Raw genomic sequence first — 16,575 nt, 5'->3', positions numbered from 1 at the left:
ACGTTTATAGCAAATCAGGCAGGCTTAGAGCGACAAAAAAAGCCCGCCAGAAACTGGCGGGCAAAGGAGGTAGCCGGATGATGGCGGCTACGCTGTGAAATGATTACTATTCTGTAACCGGAAAGGTCAGGGTAAAAGTAGTCCCTTCGCCGACTACGCTTGTTACGGCGATGGTGCCGCCGATTTCCTCCATGAGCCTGCGGGTTATGAAGAGACCTAGTCCGGTACCGTCGCCCAAATCCTTGGTGGTAAAAAATGGGGTGAAAATCTGCTCCTGGACGGCGGGCGGGATGCCTGGACCGGTATCGGAAACCTGCACGGTAACGGTCGATTCAGTCTCCTGGGCCGTGCGGAGCAAGAGGGTCCCATCCTCTCCCATGGCCTGGAGAGCGTTCATCACCAGGTTGATGATTACCTGCTTCACGCGGTTGGCGTCGGCGGCAATGAATGGGAGGCGGAAGTCGAGGTCCTCAATGACGAGGATGGCGCGTTTTCTGGCTTCGAAGCGGAGAAATGTCATGACTTCGCCGGCAACCTGGTTCACATCCGCTTCGGCCCGCCCCGCCCAATCCCTGCGGGCAAAGGAGAGAACCCCTTTGGTCATCTCCGCAAGACGATGGGCTTCTTCGTTGACCCGTTCAACCATCTCGCGGACGGACTCGGACAAATCCTCCTCCCGGAGAATCATCTGAGTAGCGGAGACTATGACCGACAGGGGAGTGTTCAGCTCATGAACGACTCCGGCCGCCATCCTCCCCAGCTCGGCCATCTTCTCATTGAAGGCCAGCAGTTCCAGGAGCTCTCCTTCAACGTTGCCGTTCTCGGAGAGATATTTTGCCAGTGCATCCGCCATGGGGACCTCTGGTCGGGACCGATTTGTTGAGTATCAAACGGAGAACCGCTCAATTTATTGTAGGCACGAGGCATGCCAGAAATAACTTGCGCTTTATCGCACAGTTGCAAAACCGCCTAACCGAACGCCAGCCAACATGCTTACCAATTAGGCAACAAACCGCTCATAATTAAGGCACAAAGAAGGCCGCCCCCGAGGGAGCGGCCTCTTGTTGATGCACCTGATCCTGCCAAAAAGATCAGTTGTAAGCGGATTCGGAATGCTGGGTCTGGTCGAGGCCCATGATTTCGTCTTCCTTCTCCACGCGGAGTCCGATGGTCTTGTCCAGGACGAATGCTATGACCAGGGTGACTATGAATGCGTAGGAACCTGCCGACACAACCCCGATAACCTGGGTGATGAACTGGGAGACATTGCCCGAAAGAAGCCCGGTAGCCCCTACAGTGGCGAACACGCCGGTGACGAGGGCCCCGAAGGTGCCGCCAACGCCATGGACGCCGAAGGCATCGAGGGAGTCGTCGTACTTGAGCTTTGCTTTCAAGAGGATGGCAAGGTAGCAGATAACGCCAACGCACAGGCCGATGATGATGGCAGCGCCCGGCTGGACGAAACCTGCCGCGGGGGTGATCCCCACAAGCCCCGCCACTATGCCCGAGCCGAATCCGAGGGCCGACGGCTTGCCGGTATGTATCCACTCGGCGAGCATCCAGGCAAGGCCACCAGCCGCCGGAGCTATGGTGGTGGTGGCGAAGGCAAGGCCCGCCAGTCCGCCTGCGGCGTCCACGTTATTCACGCCCACCACTGCTGAACCCGCATTGAACCCGAACCATCCCAGCCAGAGGAGCCCCACGCCGAGCATGGTGAGGGGAAGATTGTGGGGCGCCATCCGCTCATTGGGGAAACCGTGGCGCTTGCCGAGGAAGATGAGAAACGCCAGGGCCGAAATACCGGAAGAGAGATGGACGACGGTGCCGCCGGCGAAGTCGAGTGCCCCTTTCTTGAAGAGCCATCCGTCCGCCATCCAGACCCAGTGAGCCAGGGGATCATAGACCAGGGTGGTCCAGAGAAGGACGAAGACGCAGTAGGCGGAAAACTTGACCCGCTCGGCCATGGCGCCGGAAATGAGCGCCACCGTAATCATGGCGAACATTCCCTGGAACATGGCGAAAACGTACTCGGGGATGGCATTGGGCTCGCTGGTCACGTTCTGCCAGAGGGTGTAGACCGGCGCCCCGTCCTTGAAGCTGATCATCCCGTCCAGAAGAGCCCGGCTGAAATCCCCCACAAGGCCCATTCCACCCATGTCCGGACCGAAGGCGAGGGAGTAGCCGATCACGGCCCACTGCACGCCGACGATTCCCATGGCCACAAAGGAATGCATGAATGTGGAGAGAACGTTTTTACTCCGGACCATGCCGCCGTAAAAGAGTGCCAGGCCGGGGAGCATGAGAAGAACGAGAGCCGCGCTGACGAGCATCCAGGCGGTATTGCCGGTATTGAGCACCGGTTCGGCAACTTTCGGAGCCTCCGGCGTTTCAGCGGCGGGTGCGGGTGCGGCCGCAGGCTCTGCCACCTTGGCCGACGTCGCGGCAGCCTGAACCGGCGCGGTGCTTCCCGGGGCTTCCTCGGCGAGGGTGAGCACCGGGACCAGAGCGACGGCCGCTGCCAGGGCAACAGTTATAAAAGGCAGTTTCCACTTCATGGTATACCTCCAGTGATTCATTGATCGTTTTCTAAATGGCGTCGGCACCCTTTTCGCCGGTCCTGATCCTGACCGCCTCATCGAGGGGAAGGATGAATATCTTGCCGTCACCGATGCGGCCGGTCTTGGCAGCACTTTCTATGGTCTCCACCACCCGGGCCACCATCTCGTCGGCCACGGCCACCTCAAGCTTCACCTTGGGGATAAAATCAACCACATACTCGGCACCCCGGTAGAGCTCGGTATGTCCCTTCTGGCGACCGAAACCCTTTACTTCGCTTACCGTAATCCCTTCCACGCCGATCTCGGCGAGGGCGTCCTTCACTTCATCGAGCTTGAACGGTTTTATGATCGCTTCTATGAGCTTCATGGCGTGCCTCCAGTTCCGCGCTAGGGGAGATTGATGTCGAGCTGGGTGGTAATGGTGTTTTTGCCGCCGGTAGCCGACTCGTTATAGATGTCGTAGCCTACGATGAGCGACACGTTCTTGGAGAAGGCCCAGGAGACACCAAAGCTCAGGGCGCCCATGCTGCTGTTCCCACCCTGGTAGTCGACGGCGGCCCAGAGCTTGTCGGAAATCTCGGTCAGAGGACGGTCCCAGGAAAGGAGCACGCCATCGTTGGCGTTGTCGCCGTCGGAATCGTTCATCACGGCGCTGTTACCCACAAAGTAGCCGGCAGACAGGCGGCCCACAACGGGGAAGGTCTTGGCCAGAAGGGCGTAAGTGATGTTCTGGTCGCTCACATCCGTCTTGGTACCCGCATTGTAAATACCGACGGCCATGGCGGGCGAACCGCCGAAGAGGGAGCCTTCGGGGGTGCCGAGTTTGGCGTTGAAGAAGACGGGATAGCTGTCGCCCGGCTCGGTACCGGTTACCATGTAATCGGCTCCCACCTCCAGTTGCAGCTTTTCAAAGGGAAGGACCCCCACCGTGATGCCGGCGTCGTAGGTGTTGGGAGCTTTCTCGCCATCGGCGTTGTCGGCGACGCGGATATAGTTGTCGATACCGAGGTGCACCGTGCCGAACGCCTGAACATCGGTGGAGGGTATCCATATCTGGGTGGAAGGAGTTGCCAGTGCGGCGCCGCAAGTGGCGGCCACCAGAGTCAGTGCCAGGGAAAAAGTCTTCAGTGTCTTGTTCATGTCCATACTCCTTTGTAAGTTTTATTTGATTGCATTCGCACTGCACTGTTTCACGGGGTTCAGCACACGCCTCCTTTCATCAAAGTAAAAGAAAAAGGGCGCCTCCGCTCAGTAGCGGAAGGCGCCCTTGCCTTGCCAATCAAATTGCTTTTCAAGCCGTTCTCCGGCTGGACGGCACAATCTTTGTGCCTCCGGCTTCTGACGAATAGTTAGCATAAGCCATGCCACCTTGTTCGCCGGAATTTCACCCTTGTGATTACGGTAAGTTAGTAAATAACGGACGATAATCCCGATAAAAAAGAGGGGGCAGATCGCTCGCGCCCCCTCTTTTTGCACATTTTATAAGCACCCTCAGCCACAGGAACGGCATGTTGTCATCACGCAGCCCTAAGGGTGAGTTGCATCGAATCATGGAGACTCCGGAGCTCTCCGTCGGAAAGAGAGCGCTTCACCCGCTGCGCCATGGTCCGCACCGCCCCCATGAGGGATGTCGCCTCATCCCGCGACAGCTCTATCCCCAACTCCCGGTAGCGCTCCACGAGACCGCTCGTCCCCGAATGCTTTCCCACCACGATGTGGCGGCGAAGCCCCACCTCGGACGGATCGAACCCCTCATAGTTGCGGGAATCCTTGATGACGCCATCGGCGTGGAGCCCCGACTCGTGGGAGAAAACCCGCTCCCCCACCACCGCCTTCCAGGGGGGGACCGGTCTTTGGGAGGCCCTCCCCACAAAGCGGGATATCTCGTGGAAACGGTGGGTATCAATCGCCGGATCGATGCCGCAGGCAAGCTTGAGCGCCATCACAACTTCTTCCAGGGCCGCATTGCCGGCCCGCTCGCCGAGGCCGTTCACGGTAGTGTTCACAAAACGGGCACCGGCCTTGATGCCGGCAATGGCATTGGCGGTTGCCATCCCCAGGTCATTATGGGTGTGAACTTCGATATCGAGTTCAGGGACGGCGGTGCGGAGGGCTTTCACCTTCTCATACATGGTGAACGGATCAAGAATGCCGAGGGTATCGCAGAAGCGGAAGCGGTCTCCGCCGAGGGCGCGGGTAATTTCCATAAGTTCGGCCAGGAACGACAGGTCGGCCCGGCTCGCGTCCTCCCCCCCCACGGAGACGTAGAGGCTATGCTCCTTGGCAAAGCCCAGCGCCCGCTTGAGCTGTTCAACGACCCCGACCCGGCTCGTGTGCAACTTGTGGGCGATCATCTGGTCCGAGACCGAGAGGGAGATATCCACCGCGCCCACGCCGCAGGCAAGGGACGCTTCGATATCGGGGATCACGGCCCGGTTCCAGGTGATGAGTCGGGCATTCAGCCCCAGGTCCACCAGAGAGCGGACCATGTCCCGCTCCTCTTCTCCCATGGCCGGAATGCCGCATTCCAGTTCCTGCACCCCGATTCCGTCCAGCAACCGGGCAATGGCCAGCTTTTCTCTTTTGCTGAACACGACTCCGGCGGTCTGCTCGCCGTCACGCAGAGTGGTATCGTCGATGATGACCTTACTTTGGTTCGCGCTTTCCATGGCAGGCTCCTTTCCGTAAAAAAAGAGCCCCGAAACTGATGTTCCGGGGCTCCATTGCCGATTTAATTGAGATTGTTATCAAATGAAAAGCACAAGCCATGCCACGCTCGGCACCCAAGAAATTCAAGGCACGGAATACGTTGTCACCGATGGCTCCAGGCCCTAACCACGGCCGCTTTCCTCTTTTTTACAGATAAAATATCCGGTTCCATTTTCTTGAGTCCTTTGCGGCTGAATGGGTTATACCGGCCTTTACCGGAATGGTTCTGCCTTTTTTTATGGCAGACTCAGGAAAAATTCAGACAAGGGAGGCAGCACGAAGGAAATTGAGGAGAAGCCTTCTGGAAGTTTCGCGGGACGAAGGCTCCGAAGCAGTGAACTCCGCCACGAAGCGTTCTCCCCGGGGGGCCGTCTCCTCGTTCCATTGTGCCCACGCGGCGATGATTTCCGCGGTAACCTCCGGATGGAACTGAAGCCCCCAGGCCCGTTCTCCCACGCGAAACGCCTGATTCTTACAGGCGGAGGACGAAGCGAGGAGGGTACCTCCGGCGGGGATGGCAAAGGTATCGTTATGCCACTGGAACGTGATGAACGAAGCGGGAATGCCGGCAAAGAGGGGATCATCGCACCCGGCGGGGGTAAGCGTCACTGAGAGCGTCCCCTTCTCGCCGCTGCTCCCCGAAGTCACCACCCCCCCGAGGACATCGGCCAGAAGCTGCCCCCCCAGGCAAATGCCGAGATAGGGGACCCCGGCGGCTAATGCCCCGCGGATGAACGACTTGACGGCAACGAGAAAGGGGTGCAGTGCCTCGTCGTGGATACCCATGGCTCCGCCGAGCACCAGGACAGCTGTTACCGCTTCCGCCGGCGGAAGCTCCTCTCCCATGAAGGGACGAACAATAAGGAAGGAAACTCCCAATTCCTCCAGGTGGTCGCCATAGGCCCCGACCGGAACCTGGGGATCGTTCTGCACTATAAGAAGCATGGCACTCCTCCATTTGCATGGGGTTTGGGCAGAAAAGGGGCTCACGCCCCCGCCTGCCATTCCCGCTGCATGGAACAGGCCCAAAGACAAAAGGACCCGCGTCAATGCGAGTCCTTTTCATCGGAAACCGGGAGAATGGTAATTATGCCCGGATCATCACCAGGAGCATCTTGAACGGAGTCACTGCCCTAAGGGCGTGGGGCTGATTGGCCGGCATGATGATGAACTGCCCCTCCTTCACCCGGTGGCCGGTACCGGCAATGGTGATGTCAGCCTCGCCGTCAACGATTTCCACGAAAGCATCGTAGGGGGCCGTATGCTCGCTCAGCCCCTGCCCCTCGTCGAAGGCGAATAGGGTGATTGTGCCCACTTTCTTGTCGTTGAGGGTCTTGCTCACAACGGAGCCGTCCTGGTATGCGATGAGTTCCTTCAGATCAATGGCGCGTCCCACAAGGGACTCAGTCGTGCCGCTCATGGTTTCCTCCTCGAGGGTGTATTGGCTTCCATCTGGTATAACTTTACACCACAGGAATGCCGATGGGCTTGATCTCTGTCAAAAAAGAGCTCTTACGCCTCGGGGAATTCGTCCAGCCCCAGGAGGGTCTCCCGCAACTCGTACCGGGCGACGGCGAAGAGCTTCTCCAGAAGCCGCTCCGTGAGGGCCGGTGGATAGAGGGGAAATGACAGCCGGTAGACGAGGTCGAGATAGTTATCGTTATTGTTCTCCTCCAGGAAAAGGGCGCCGTAGGGATAGATGGGCGCATAAATGAGCGCTTCCTCCATGACGGTATCGTCATCGCTCCAGAAGGGAAGAATCATCTCCAGGGAAAGACAGAGTCCGTGCCCCGTGGGGTCGTCGGCCACGAACAGGAGCAGTTCGTCCTGGGGAGTGCCGCCATGGGCCAGCACCTCGGGGCAAACATCCGCGGCGGGAAGCACCATGAGCCGTCCGTGCTGCGGATCGAGCCCGTAACGCCATCCCCGGCGGGCCAGGTGACGCTCAATCACCTTATAGGATTTGACGTGCCACTCGCCGATTCCCCGGTAGAAATCGGCGCTCAACTCATCCCGTCTTGAAACCAGCTCCTCGAAGGGGATGCTCGCCGGGTCTCCCGTGGCGGGACGGCCACCCCTGGATTCCGGATTGTTCACAACCAGTCTGAGATGGGACCTTTTCCGTTCGTCCTTGTCCTGCATCATAGGCGTTATGTCCCTTTCCCGTGCCGTCTTGCCGGCTGACGTCCGTTTCCCCGGAAGTATACTCCGAAACCCTTTCAGTGCCTATACCTGTCAAGCCTTCCGGCCAAAGCGAGATAATAAAAAAGGGAGCCCCCAAGAGGAAGCTCCCTTTTTTCCTATCCCGCTGGCCCGGGGCTAACGCACCGGCAGAATCCCTTCTGCCACAACCTCTGCGATGTCCCGGACTTTGGTCTGGGCGGCCTGCTTGTCCTTCAACCCGTCCTCGAACATGGTCATGCAGTAGGGGCAGGCAACGCAGATGGTGTCTGGATTCTTCGCGAGGGCCTCGGTAACCCGGTTCAGGTTTATCCGGGTGCCGCTCTGCTCTTCCATCCACATCCGGCCTCCACCGGCGCCGCAGCAGAACGATTCTTCCCCGGCACGGTCGAACTCAACGGGAGCCGTGCCGGTAGCCGTGGCAACTACCTGCCGGGGAGCCTCGTACACGTCATTGTGGCGCCCCAGGTAACAGGAATCGTGGAAGATGACCTTGCCGAGGCTGCTCACCTGCTGGTTCATTTTCAGGCGTCCAGAGGCCAGGAGTTGCTGAATCAGCTCGGCGTGGTGAATCACCTCCAGCTCGATGCCGAACTGGCGATAGTCGTTTTTCAGGGTAGTGAAGCAGTGGGGGCACATGGTAATGACCTTGGCCACCCCCCGCTCCTGGAACATGGCAACATTCTCCTTCGCCATCCGGTCGAAGATGTACTCGTTGCCGAGCCGCCGCAGGCTGTCGCCGCAGCATTTCTCATCCTTGCCGAGGATGCCCCAGGAAACCCCGGCCGCATCGAGAATCGCCGCCAGGTTCAAGGTAACCTGCTTGACCCGCGAGTCAAAGCTGCCGGCACATCCCACATAGAGGAGATATTCGGTCTTGCCCGCCTCGAAGGGCTTCACTTCCATCAGGGATGTCCATTTTGCCCGCTCGCTGGGGGCAATCCCCCACGGGTTGGAGCGCTGCTCCATATTTTCGAAAAGATTCAGCAGTTCTTCGGGGAATTGAGCCTTCATCTCCACCAGATAACGGCGCATGGCAACCAGCTTGGAGGGATGCTCGATCATTACCGGGCAGGCCTGAAGGCAGGCACCGCAGGTAGTGCAGGCCCAGATGGTCTCTTCGGTATTGGTCCCTTCCCCCTCTGCCCCGATGAGGGGAACCCGCGGAGGCTCCCCCGCCTTCAGGGCCGCCGCATTGGCAAGGAGGTTGGTTTTCAGGCTGTGCACCATCTGCCGTGGGTTAAGGGACTTGCCGGTGGCGTTGGCCGGGCAGGCATCCTGGCACCGGCCGCACTCGGTACAGGAGAAGGAGTCGAACAGATCCTTCCAGGTAAAGTCCGTTACCTGCTCGGCGCCATAACGGTTGCCGGGGGCAAATTCCTCCCGGCGCTGGGTGCTGGTGCTTCCCAGGTTCTGGAAAAAGCAGTTGGGGATTGCGGTGAGGATGTGCATATGCTTGCTCATGGGGAGGAAGCATATGAAGGCCAGAAGCACCAAGGCATGGAGCCACCAGAAGAAGGCGCCCCATGCCGGCAGGCTGTCGCCGGTCGCCGCGAGGATACCGGCGGCAACTGAAGACACCGGCATGAAGGCGGACGGCTCAAGGCCCAGGGCAATCTTGACTCCGTTCAGACCGAAGTAGGCGACCATGAGCAGACCGATGAACGAAAGGATCAGAAACGCTTCAAAGCTTCTGGCATGCACATAGGCGCTGTCCAGGTAGTCCGGCTTGAAGATTATCCGCCGGGCAAAGGAGAGGATAATGGCGCCCAGGGCAAGCAGCGACACGATATCGAAGGCGAAAACCAGCGGATGATAAAGGGCCGGGGGGAGAACCTCTCCCAGACGGAAGCCGGGGATGAGCCCTTCCAGGATAAAGGAGCCATTGGCGATGAGAAGCACCACGAAGGACCAGAAAATGACGAAATGGTTGATCCCGAAGGGGCGGGCCACCACCCGCTTCTGGCCGAAGGCGTAGAGGAGCATGTCCCACAGCCGCAACGGCAGGTTATCGAAGCGGTCCTCGGGTTTGGCAAGACGGATGAGGCTCAGTTTTTTGCCGCACTGCCAGATAAAAACGCCGATGGCAATGAGAAACAGGAGAGTAAAAATAGTCATAGCAAACCTTTCGGTGCCAAGCTAAGGGCTTATTTAGGAATTACGGTGAAAGAGGGTGGCGTGAATTTCCGGCACCCTGCTCTATCAACCTTTATTTCGCGATGCTTTCAGTTCCCGCAGCCGGTTGGTAATGGCCGGCACGATCTGGAAGAGGTCGCCCACTATGCCGTAGGTGGCCACTTCGAAGATAGGAGCATCCTTGTCGCGGTTTATGGCGATAACCACGTCGGAATCCTGCATGCCGACAAGGTGCTGGATGGCGCCGGAGATGCCGCAGGCGATGTAGATCTTGGGACGGACGGTCTTGCCGGTCTGCCCCACCTGGCGGTCGTGGGGCATCCAGCCGGCATCCACGGCGCTGCGCGACGCGCCGACCACCCCTCCGAGCTCGTCGGCCAGCTCCTGGAGCATGGCAAAGTTTTCAGGGCCCATCATCCCCCGCCCGCCCGAGACGATGAACTCGGCCCCGGCGATGTCGATGCCCACCTTGGTGTCCCGGATGATTTCAATGACCTTGGTGAGGATGTCGGCCTCATTGAGCGCTATCTGCTCCCGGACGATCTCGCCGGCAGCGCCGTCCTTCTTCTCGGACATCGGCATCACATGGGGGCGCACCGTGGCCATCTGGGGGCGGAACTTGTCGCACATGATGGTAGCCATGATATTGCCGCCGAAGGCAGGGCGGGTCTGGCGGAGGTTGCGCTTGTCGTCCACGTCGAGGCCGGTGCAGTCGGCGGTGAGGCCGGTTTTGACCCGCGTGGCAACGGCGCCGGCAAGGTCGCGGCCCATGCCGGTGGCGCCCATGAGGATAATCTCGGGCTTGTATTTGTCGATCAGGTGACAGCAGGCATCAAGGTAGGGTTCGGTACGATAGAACCGGAAAACCTCCTGATCCATGAGGTATGCCTTGGTGGCGCCGTAGCTGAAGGCCTCCCGGCAAAGGTGCTCAACCCCGTGGCCGATGACGATGGCACAGAGTTCGGTGTTGATTTCTTTGGCCAGCTGGGCACCGACCCCCATGAGCTCCCATGATACAGTGGCCGGCTCTCCTTCGGTCTGCTCCACAAAGACCCAGACGCCGCGGTAGGCGGCAAGCATCTTTGCCAGTGCGGCTTCTTCGGCGTCCTCCTCATCAACAACAGGGGCCGCGCCGGCAGCCTGCTGCTCGGCCAGCTCCTCGAGGATTTTCAACTCCTCGGGAGTGAAGAACATCTCTATTGCCTCGGCCGGACAGACCTTGACGCATTTGACACAGCCGATGCACTTGTCGCTCAGAACGATCGGCTCACCCGCATCGCTCATCTCTATGGCATCCACGGGGCAGGCGCTCTGGCAGCGGGCTCCGCAGGCAATGCATTTCCCCTCGATGAGCCTGGCCTTGCCCCGGGGTTTTTTCAGTTTCTTAGGTTCGGTCATTTCAGTGTCCCCTACATCATTTATCACAACGCAAGCAGATCCTTGCTCAAGAGTTTGTCGATCAGCAGTGCTGCCGTCCCCTGCGGATCATTGGCGCCATCACCGATAATTTCCCCCTTGTCGCGCTCGGGGGAGAAGATCCGGCTCACCCACGTCGGGGAACCTTTCAGGCCGATGGTGTTCACATCCAGCTTCAGCACCTCGTTGTTCCATACCTTCACCGAGGCATCCACGGCGGTAAGCCGCATCGGCACGGTGGGGTAGCGGGGGCGGTTAAGCTCCCTGACGACCGTCAGCATGACCGGCAGCGGTGCCTCCACGATCTCGTGGCGCCCTTCCAGCTTGCGGCTCACCCGGATGGTCCGCTTCTCCATATCAAGCGATAATATCTTGTCGACAAGGGTCAACTGCCGGAAACCAAGCCGCGAAGCAATGCCGGGACCCACCTGGGCCGTGTCGCCGTCGATGGTCTGCTTGCCGCAGAACACTATCCCCACCTCATCACCCGCCTCCTCGGCGATTTTCTTGATGGCGGCCGACAGGACGTTGCTGGTGGCCAGGGTATCCGCCCCGCCGAAACAGCGGTCGGAGCAAAGTATCGCATCGTCGGTTCCCATGGAAAGAGCCTTGCGCAGCGCCGCCTCGGCGTTGGGAGGCCCCATGGAAAGAGCAACGGCCCGGAAACCGAAGCGGTCCTTGACCCGGAGGCTCTCCTCCAGGGCATGAGTGTCGTAAGGGTTGACGATAAAAGGAATCCCCTCGCGAACGAGGGTGTTGGTTGCAGGATCAATCTTCACCTGCGTAGTGTCCGGCACCTGTTTGATACAGGCAATGGCAAGCATGAAAATCCTCCCGCCCCGTTAAGGGCTCGAAAGTATAAAGCTGGTTGCACATGCCGCAGTCACCGTAATAAACGGTATCGCAACGGGACAGTGCCTCCATCTTTAGCAGCAGGCGATAATATCAGAAAAACAGGCGCCTTATCAAGAATATGTTTGCTCAATTTTTAGGCATATTTTTTAATGTGAGTAAAAAATCGACTTTCACCCAATGCTCCCCATGGTCGCAAGGGCAAAAATCCGGTCCGGAACATAGGCCGGCGGCGCGCCCCGGTACATTAGCACCGTACGCCCGATGGCCGTGAATCCGGCGCCGGTCAGAATACGGGCAGCACCCCCATTGCGGGCAGGCACGTCGAGGAGCACCTGCTCCCCCCGCCCCGGACATGACCGGGCGCGGTCCAGGAGCCCCTCGGCCACGCCTTCATCCCCGGCAGCCCACGGACCCGCCTGAAAACCGCCGCCGCAGGGTTGCATAGCCATAAAGCCCCCCTGCTCACATATCATCATTCCCCTTGCCGCCACCGCCGCAAGAATGCCGGAACGGTCATCACCCCAACCGGCGCGGTCAAGGGCAACAAGCTCGTTAAGCGGGACCGCCCCCCCCGCCCGCTCACCTCCACCAGTGGCGGTTCCGCGCCAACGGACGACAGAGTCGATCTCCCGGAAACCCATTTTTTCATATAGGGGCCGACCCTGTTCCGACGCAGTGAGCCAAACCGTTTTCACGCCGGCAGCCAGAAGCTCCTCCAGAGCCCGGCCCATGAGCCGGCTCCCGTACCCACGGCCCCGCAAATCCTTCGCAACGATCAAGTTTCCTATCCAGCCGCTCAAGGTATACCTGACCGCCGTCACAAAGGCAACAGCTGTCCCGTCTTCCGCAGCAAGACACCCGCGGGGGAAGGTATCCATCCCAAACGAGAACTCCCACGGATCGCTAACCCACCCCTCGGCAGCGGCAAGGGCAAGAAAAGCTGGAACATCTCCGGGACTGAAGGGCCGGATATACACGCACCCCTCACATGGCCAGGGGAAGAGCGTGCAGCGGCTCACCCGCCTTAACGTCATGGCCGATGAGCCCCACGGCATCGGCGCGGCACTGGCGGCAATGCTTGAATTGTCCGATAATCAGCTCGTTGCGCTTGCGGACCGCATCCAGAGCTTCCGGCGACGGAGGCGCAACGTGGGCGAAATCGGCTTGGGGGATAAGCGGCATTATGTTCATGACGAAGGCGCCAAGCTCCTTTATCTTGCGGCCGATGAGCGGAACCTGATCTTCATTGACACCGGGGATGTAGACGGTGTTGACCTTCACGGTCATTCCGTACCCGACAGCTCGCCGGATTCCTTCGAGCTGGTTGGCCACGAGAATCTCCGCCGCCTCGATACCGGAATACCTCTTCCCGTTATAGTTTATGTGGCTGTAAATCCGGGCTCCAACCGCCGGATCAAGGGCATTGAGAGTCACGGTCAGGCTATGCAACTCCAACCCATGGAGCCGGTCAATGGCATCGGGAAGCATGAGCCCGTTGGTGCTCATGCACTTGATGAGATTAGGGAACTCCTCGCCCACAAGGCGGAACGTCTCGAAGGTCTCCTCGTTGGCCAGCGGGTCTCCGGGGCCGGCAATGCCGATTACCTTGATGATCGGCCCCACCAGGGGACTCGCCATCACTTCTCTGACCTTGAGGATAGCCTCGGCCGGGGTAATGAGCCGGCTCGTTACGCCGGGGCGTGACTCGTTGGCGCAGTCGTGCTTGCGGCTGCAGTAGCCGCATTTGATGTTGCAGCGGGGGGCAACGGCCAGATGCATCCTGCCGTTTTTTTGATGATTCCCGCCAAAACAGGGGTGCCCCTGAATTTTCTTCAACTGGTCGCATGATGTGGCCATGGTCTACCTCCAGTGGGAAATGTCGCTACCCGAACGAAAAAAGCCCGGCGCGATAAATGCGCCGGGCTCCTGTGCCTGTTTTTTGGACTCATACATCATTGTATGTCCGTTACCATACCCCTTATCATTAAGCGTGCCAGAACGGCAAAACGGGAACAACGTTATTCAACATCCTGTTTTTTATGATTTTTTAGTAATACTAAAAATATTTTCGTTGCCGGTTTTTTGGAAAATCGACCAAAAAAGCGGCAGCAGAGGGGGGCGCGCTTATTGCAAGGTTCTTTTTCCATGCCTCCCACCCTCAACCAACAGGAAATAGTTTCCCGCGCACGGGCAGCCTTTATGGGGCTGGCGGTGGGAGACGCCCTCGGCGCCCCGGTGGAATTCATGACCAGCGGCGAAATCCGGGCCAAATACGGCATCCTGCGGGAAATCGTCGGAGGGGGGTGGCTGCGGCTCAAGCCCGGGCAGGTGACTGACGACACCGAGATGTCCCTCTGCATGGCCAGGGCCATCGTAGCCGCCGGTGGATGGTCGCTGAGAGGCATCGCCGAAGAGTTCGCCGGCTGGCTCAGGACGAAGCCGGTGGATGTGGGCGACACCTGCCGCCGCGGCATCCGGAATTTCATGCTCAAAGGGGCCCTCGAAACCCCCTTCAACGAATGGGACGCCGGCAACGGCGCCGCCATGCGCATGCTCCCCGCCGCCCTCTACACCCTGGGCGACGATAATCTCCTGCGACAATGCGCCTTGGAGCAGGCCCGGATTACCCATAACCACCCTCTCTCCGACGCCGCCTGCATCACCCTGGGGAGGCTCGTCCACCTGGCCATTGCAGGCGCATCGAAAAACCGGCTCCGGCGGGAAGCGGATTCCCTCATCGCCGGTTACCCGACCTTCTCCTTCACCCCCTACCATGGTCTCGCGTCCGGCTACGTGGTTGACACCGTGCAAACGGTCCTGCACCATTTCTTCCGGGGGCGCACCTTTGAGGAATGCCTCGTGAGCACCGTGAACCAGGGTGGCGACGCGGATACCACCGGCGCCATCTGCGGCATGGTAGCCGGGGCATTCTACGGCATGGATGAAATCCCCCAACGGTGGCTGAAGAAGATGGACCGGAAAACCCTGGACGAAATATCCGACTTGTCAGAACGGCTAATCGCCATATCCATGGCCCTTCGCGAATAAACCGGTAATTTGTTGCCTCTTTCTTGACGCTGGGTGCATTTGCTGCTAAACCTTAACCATTATTTATAAAAGCAGCATAATCACTATGGATTCTGGTCAAGGAGGAACAATCCATGAAGCGAACGTCGCGCCTCTTCACCGCCCTCTTCACTTGCTTCGCCCTTGTCGGCGCCGCTGTCGCGGCATTGGCCGCATCACCCGTTTTCCCGGTGGACCGGGAGTTCTATCCCTACTACCCTTCCCTTATCAAGTGGAACAAGTCGTCAGTTCCCTTCAATGCCCCAGAGGTCTGCAGCGGCTGCCACGAGAAGCAGTACAAGGAGTGGAACGGCTCGGTTCACAGCCTCGCCTTCAAGGACCCGGTCTACCAGGGCGAACTCAACAAGGGTGTGAAGGCCGTGGGGCATGAAATCTCCCGGCAATGCGAGGGGTGCCACACCCCCATCGGGGTTGTGACCGGCGAAATCAAGGGGCCCGGCCTTGCGGGGCTTTCCGCCATCGCCCTGGCCGGCGTCTCCTGCGACGTCTGCCACTCCATCAGCGGCGTGACCCACCAGCAGACTCCCGCACGGGTAGCTGAAAACGGCTCCTTCATCATGAGCCCCGGAGTTGAGTCCACCGAAGGCCAGATCCTCATCAAGCGGGGTCCCATTCCCAGCCATGACGAGTGCGGCGGCGGCTTCCACAAGTGCGAGGAATCCCCCCTGCACCTCCAGGCAAACCTCTGCGCCTCCTGCCACCAGGTTTACCACTACGACGACCACTTCCCCATCGAGGCTACCCACAACGAGTGGATCGCCGGCCCCTACGCCCAGAAGGCAATCATGTGCCAGGATTGCCACATGGTAGACATCCCCACCTTCAAGCGGAGCGCCGACCAGTTCGTGAAGCCCGATCGCAAGGAGTACAAGCACTACTTCAGCGGCGCCAACTACCTCCTCACCTACCTGGCCGCCGGGGCGGCAAAGATAACCGGCGATGAAGAACTGGCCAAGAGCCTCATGGCGCAGTACGAAATGGCCGTGGAGCGGCTCAAGTCAGCGGCAGACCTGGAACTCTCCCCCATCTACCACAACGGCAAGCTTGACGAGCTCAAGGTGCGGGTGAAGAACATCCGGGCCGGGCACAACCTGCCGACGTCTCTCACCAACGTTCGCCAAATGTGGCTGGAAATTACCCTCAAGGATGAAGCGGGCAAGGTCGTCATGTCGAGCGGCACCCTCAATGCCGACGGCTCCATCTCCGAAGTCGCCCGCAACTTCGCTTCCGACGGCATGGGTAAGGACTTCCACTTTGCCGTGAACCCGTGGGAGGTTGTCGGTTTCTCCAAGCATGACACCATTCCGCCCAGGGGGTACCGGGACACGTACTACGGACTCCACTTCCCGGCAGACCTGAAGAACGTGACCATCGAAGCCAAGCTCCGCTTCCGCCAGGCCGACCAGAAGGTGGCCGAGGCGCTTCTGGCGGCGGTCCCCAAGGACATCAACCTGGAGCAGATGTACGGCCTCAAAGCGGTGCCGCCGCTCCCCGTGGTTGACATGGTGGTGAAGGAGGCCACGGTGGAGACGAGCAAGTAGTCATCAGACCAGAACCTGAGCAAAAAAACGACCCCGGGGAAATTCTCCTCCGAGGTCGTTTTTTTGCTCATCACAGCCGTTGCTCAACCGAA

16 protein-coding genes are annotated in these 16,575 nt (G+C 59.4%); 2 read left to right on the top strand and 14 right to left on the bottom strand.

The genetic code is table 11. The features are described from left to right. Positions 1 to 106 precede the first annotated feature (106 nt). From JZM60_RS09115 to JZM60_RS16855, 14 genes are all read right to left on the bottom strand, one after another. Positions 107 to 853 (bottom strand): sensor histidine kinase, encoded by a 747-nt coding sequence (locus JZM60_RS09115; protein WP_207161966.1) that lies wholly within the window; start codon positions 851 to 853, stop codon positions 107 to 109. 238 nt (positions 854 to 1,091) lie between these two features. Beyond that, positions 1,092 to 2,555 carry an ammonium transporter gene (locus JZM60_RS09110; RefSeq protein ID WP_241426198.1) on the bottom strand — a complete coding sequence of 488 codons (1,464 nt, stop codon included), beginning with the start codon at positions 2,553 to 2,555 and terminating at the stop codon, positions 1,092 to 1,094. A gap of 31 nt (positions 2,556 to 2,586) precedes the next feature. After that, complete coding sequence (locus JZM60_RS09105; RefSeq protein WP_207161964.1) at positions 2,587 to 2,925, bottom strand: P-II family nitrogen regulator; 339 nt, start codon at positions 2,923 to 2,925, stop codon at positions 2,587 to 2,589. Between the two features lie 20 nt (positions 2,926 to 2,945). After that, positions 2,946 to 3,698, bottom strand: a complete 753-nt coding sequence (locus JZM60_RS09100) for a hypothetical protein (RefSeq protein WP_207161962.1) — start codon at positions 3,696 to 3,698, stop codon at positions 2,946 to 2,948. Between the two features lie 377 nt (positions 3,699 to 4,075). After that, positions 4,076 to 5,227 (bottom strand): homocitrate synthase, encoded by a 1,152-nt coding sequence (gene nifV, locus JZM60_RS09095; RefSeq protein WP_207161960.1) that lies wholly within the window; start codon positions 5,225 to 5,227, stop codon positions 4,076 to 4,078. 298 nt (positions 5,228 to 5,525) lie between these two features. Continuing rightward, on the bottom strand, positions 5,526 to 6,212 hold the full coding sequence (locus JZM60_RS09090) for a type 1 glutamine amidotransferase (protein WP_207161959.1): 687 nt from the start codon (positions 6,210 to 6,212) through the stop codon (positions 5,526 to 5,528). A gap of 142 nt (positions 6,213 to 6,354) precedes the next feature. Beyond that, positions 6,355 to 6,687 carry a cupin domain-containing protein gene (locus tag JZM60_RS09085; protein WP_207161957.1) on the bottom strand — a complete coding sequence of 111 codons (333 nt, stop codon included), beginning with the start codon at positions 6,685 to 6,687 and terminating at the stop codon, positions 6,355 to 6,357. Between the two features lie 92 nt (positions 6,688 to 6,779). Beyond that, positions 6,780 to 7,412 (bottom strand): hypothetical protein, encoded by a 633-nt coding sequence (locus JZM60_RS09080; RefSeq protein ID WP_207161955.1) that lies wholly within the window; start codon positions 7,410 to 7,412, stop codon positions 6,780 to 6,782. A gap of 174 nt (positions 7,413 to 7,586) precedes the next feature. Next, a complete protein-coding gene (locus JZM60_RS09075) occupies positions 7,587 to 9,566 on the bottom strand; it encodes a (Fe-S)-binding protein (protein WP_207161953.1) in 1,980 nt (659 codons plus the stop codon). Between the two features lie 84 nt (positions 9,567 to 9,650). Continuing rightward, entirely contained in the window at positions 9,651 to 10,982 is a 1,332-nt protein-coding gene (locus JZM60_RS09070; protein ID WP_207161951.1) for an electron transfer flavoprotein subunit alpha, read from the bottom strand. Positions 10,983 to 11,005: 23 nt separating this feature from the next. Beyond that, positions 11,006 to 11,824, bottom strand: coding sequence for an electron transfer flavoprotein subunit beta/FixA family protein (locus tag JZM60_RS09065; protein ID WP_207161949.1), 819 nt, complete (start codon positions 11,822 to 11,824; stop codon positions 11,006 to 11,008). Between the two features lie 201 nt (positions 11,825 to 12,025). Further along, positions 12,026 to 12,832 carry a GNAT family N-acetyltransferase gene (locus JZM60_RS09060; RefSeq protein WP_207161947.1) on the bottom strand — a complete coding sequence of 269 codons (807 nt, stop codon included), beginning with the start codon at positions 12,830 to 12,832 and terminating at the stop codon, positions 12,026 to 12,028. A gap of 7 nt (positions 12,833 to 12,839) precedes the next feature. Continuing rightward, positions 12,840 to 13,712, bottom strand: a complete 873-nt coding sequence (locus tag JZM60_RS09055) for a radical SAM protein (protein WP_207161946.1) — start codon at positions 13,710 to 13,712, stop codon at positions 12,840 to 12,842. A 161-nt stretch (positions 13,713 to 13,873) separates the two neighbouring features. Continuing rightward, positions 13,874 to 14,002, bottom strand: coding sequence for a hypothetical protein (locus JZM60_RS16855; protein WP_277603692.1), 129 nt, complete (start codon positions 14,000 to 14,002; stop codon positions 13,874 to 13,876). Between JZM60_RS16855 and draG the strand changes: the two genes are divergently transcribed. Both draG and JZM60_RS09045 read left to right on the top strand, forming a co-directional pair. Further along, positions 14,001 to 14,903 carry an ADP-ribosyl-[dinitrogen reductase] hydrolase gene (draG, locus tag JZM60_RS09050; RefSeq protein WP_207161944.1) on the top strand — a complete coding sequence of 301 codons (903 nt, stop codon included), beginning with the start codon at positions 14,001 to 14,003 and terminating at the stop codon, positions 14,901 to 14,903. The two genes, JZM60_RS16855 and draG, sit on opposite strands and share 2 nt — an antisense overlap. Positions 14,904 to 15,016: 113 nt before the next feature. Beyond that, a complete protein-coding gene (locus JZM60_RS09045; RefSeq protein WP_207161942.1) occupies positions 15,017 to 16,483 on the top strand; it encodes a cytochrome c family protein in 1,467 nt (488 codons plus the stop codon). Positions 16,484 to 16,575: the final 92 nt, after the last annotated feature.

This window comes from Geobacter benzoatilyticus (assembly GCF_017338855.1).
In the GTDB taxonomy this organism is placed as follows: Bacteria; Desulfobacterota; Desulfuromonadia; order Geobacterales; family Geobacteraceae; genus Geobacter; species Geobacter benzoatilyticus.
The sequence above is the reverse complement of the archived record's forward strand: the minus strand, read 5'-3'. Positions and strand labels throughout refer to the sequence as shown.

What these genes read in the sequence shown, in the direction of transcription:
- JZM60_RS09115 (WP_207161966.1), bottom strand. Translation starts at nt 853, where the DNA reads ATGGCGGATGCACTGGCAAAATATCTCTCCGAGAACGGCAACGTTGAA.
- JZM60_RS09110 (WP_241426198.1), bottom strand. Translation starts at nt 2,555, where the DNA reads ATGAAGTGGAAACTGCCTTTTATAACTGTTGCCCTGGCAGCGGCCGTC.
- JZM60_RS09105 (WP_207161964.1), bottom strand. Translation starts at nt 2,925, where the DNA reads ATGAAGCTCATAGAAGCGATCATAAAACCGTTCAAGCTCGATGAAGTG.
- JZM60_RS09100 (WP_207161962.1), bottom strand. Translation starts at nt 3,698, where the DNA reads ATGAACAAGACACTGAAGACTTTTTCCCTGGCACTGACTCTGGTGGCC.
- nifV (WP_207161960.1), bottom strand. Translation starts at nt 5,227, where the DNA reads ATGGAAAGCGCGAACCAAAGTAAGGTCATCATCGACGATACCACTCTG.
- JZM60_RS09090 (WP_207161959.1), bottom strand. Translation starts at nt 6,212, where the DNA reads ATGCTTCTTATAGTGCAGAACGATCCCCAGGTTCCGGTCGGGGCCTAT.
- JZM60_RS09085 (WP_207161957.1), bottom strand. Translation starts at nt 6,687, where the DNA reads ATGAGCGGCACGACTGAGTCCCTTGTGGGACGCGCCATTGATCTGAAG.
- JZM60_RS09080 (WP_207161955.1), bottom strand. Translation starts at nt 7,412, where the DNA reads ATGATGCAGGACAAGGACGAACGGAAAAGGTCCCATCTCAGACTGGTT.
- JZM60_RS09075 (WP_207161953.1), bottom strand. Translation starts at nt 9,566, where the DNA reads ATGACTATTTTTACTCTCCTGTTTCTCATTGCCATCGGCGTTTTTATC.
- JZM60_RS09070 (WP_207161951.1), bottom strand. Translation starts at nt 10,982, where the DNA reads ATGACCGAACCTAAGAAACTGAAAAAACCCCGGGGCAAGGCCAGGCTC.
- JZM60_RS09065 (WP_207161949.1), bottom strand. Translation starts at nt 11,824, where the DNA reads ATGCTTGCCATTGCCTGTATCAAACAGGTGCCGGACACTACGCAGGTG.
- JZM60_RS09055 (WP_207161946.1), bottom strand. Translation starts at nt 13,712, where the DNA reads ATGGCCACATCATGCGACCAGTTGAAGAAAATTCAGGGGCACCCCTGT.
- draG (WP_207161944.1), top strand. Translation starts at nt 14,001, where the DNA reads ATGCCTCCCACCCTCAACCAACAGGAAATAGTTTCCCGCGCACGGGCA.
- JZM60_RS16855 (WP_277603692.1), bottom strand. Translation starts at nt 14,002, where the DNA reads ATGGAAAAAGAACCTTGCAATAAGCGCGCCCCCCTCTGCTGCCGCTTT.
- JZM60_RS09045 (WP_207161942.1), top strand. Translation starts at nt 15,017, where the DNA reads ATGAAGCGAACGTCGCGCCTCTTCACCGCCCTCTTCACTTGCTTCGCC.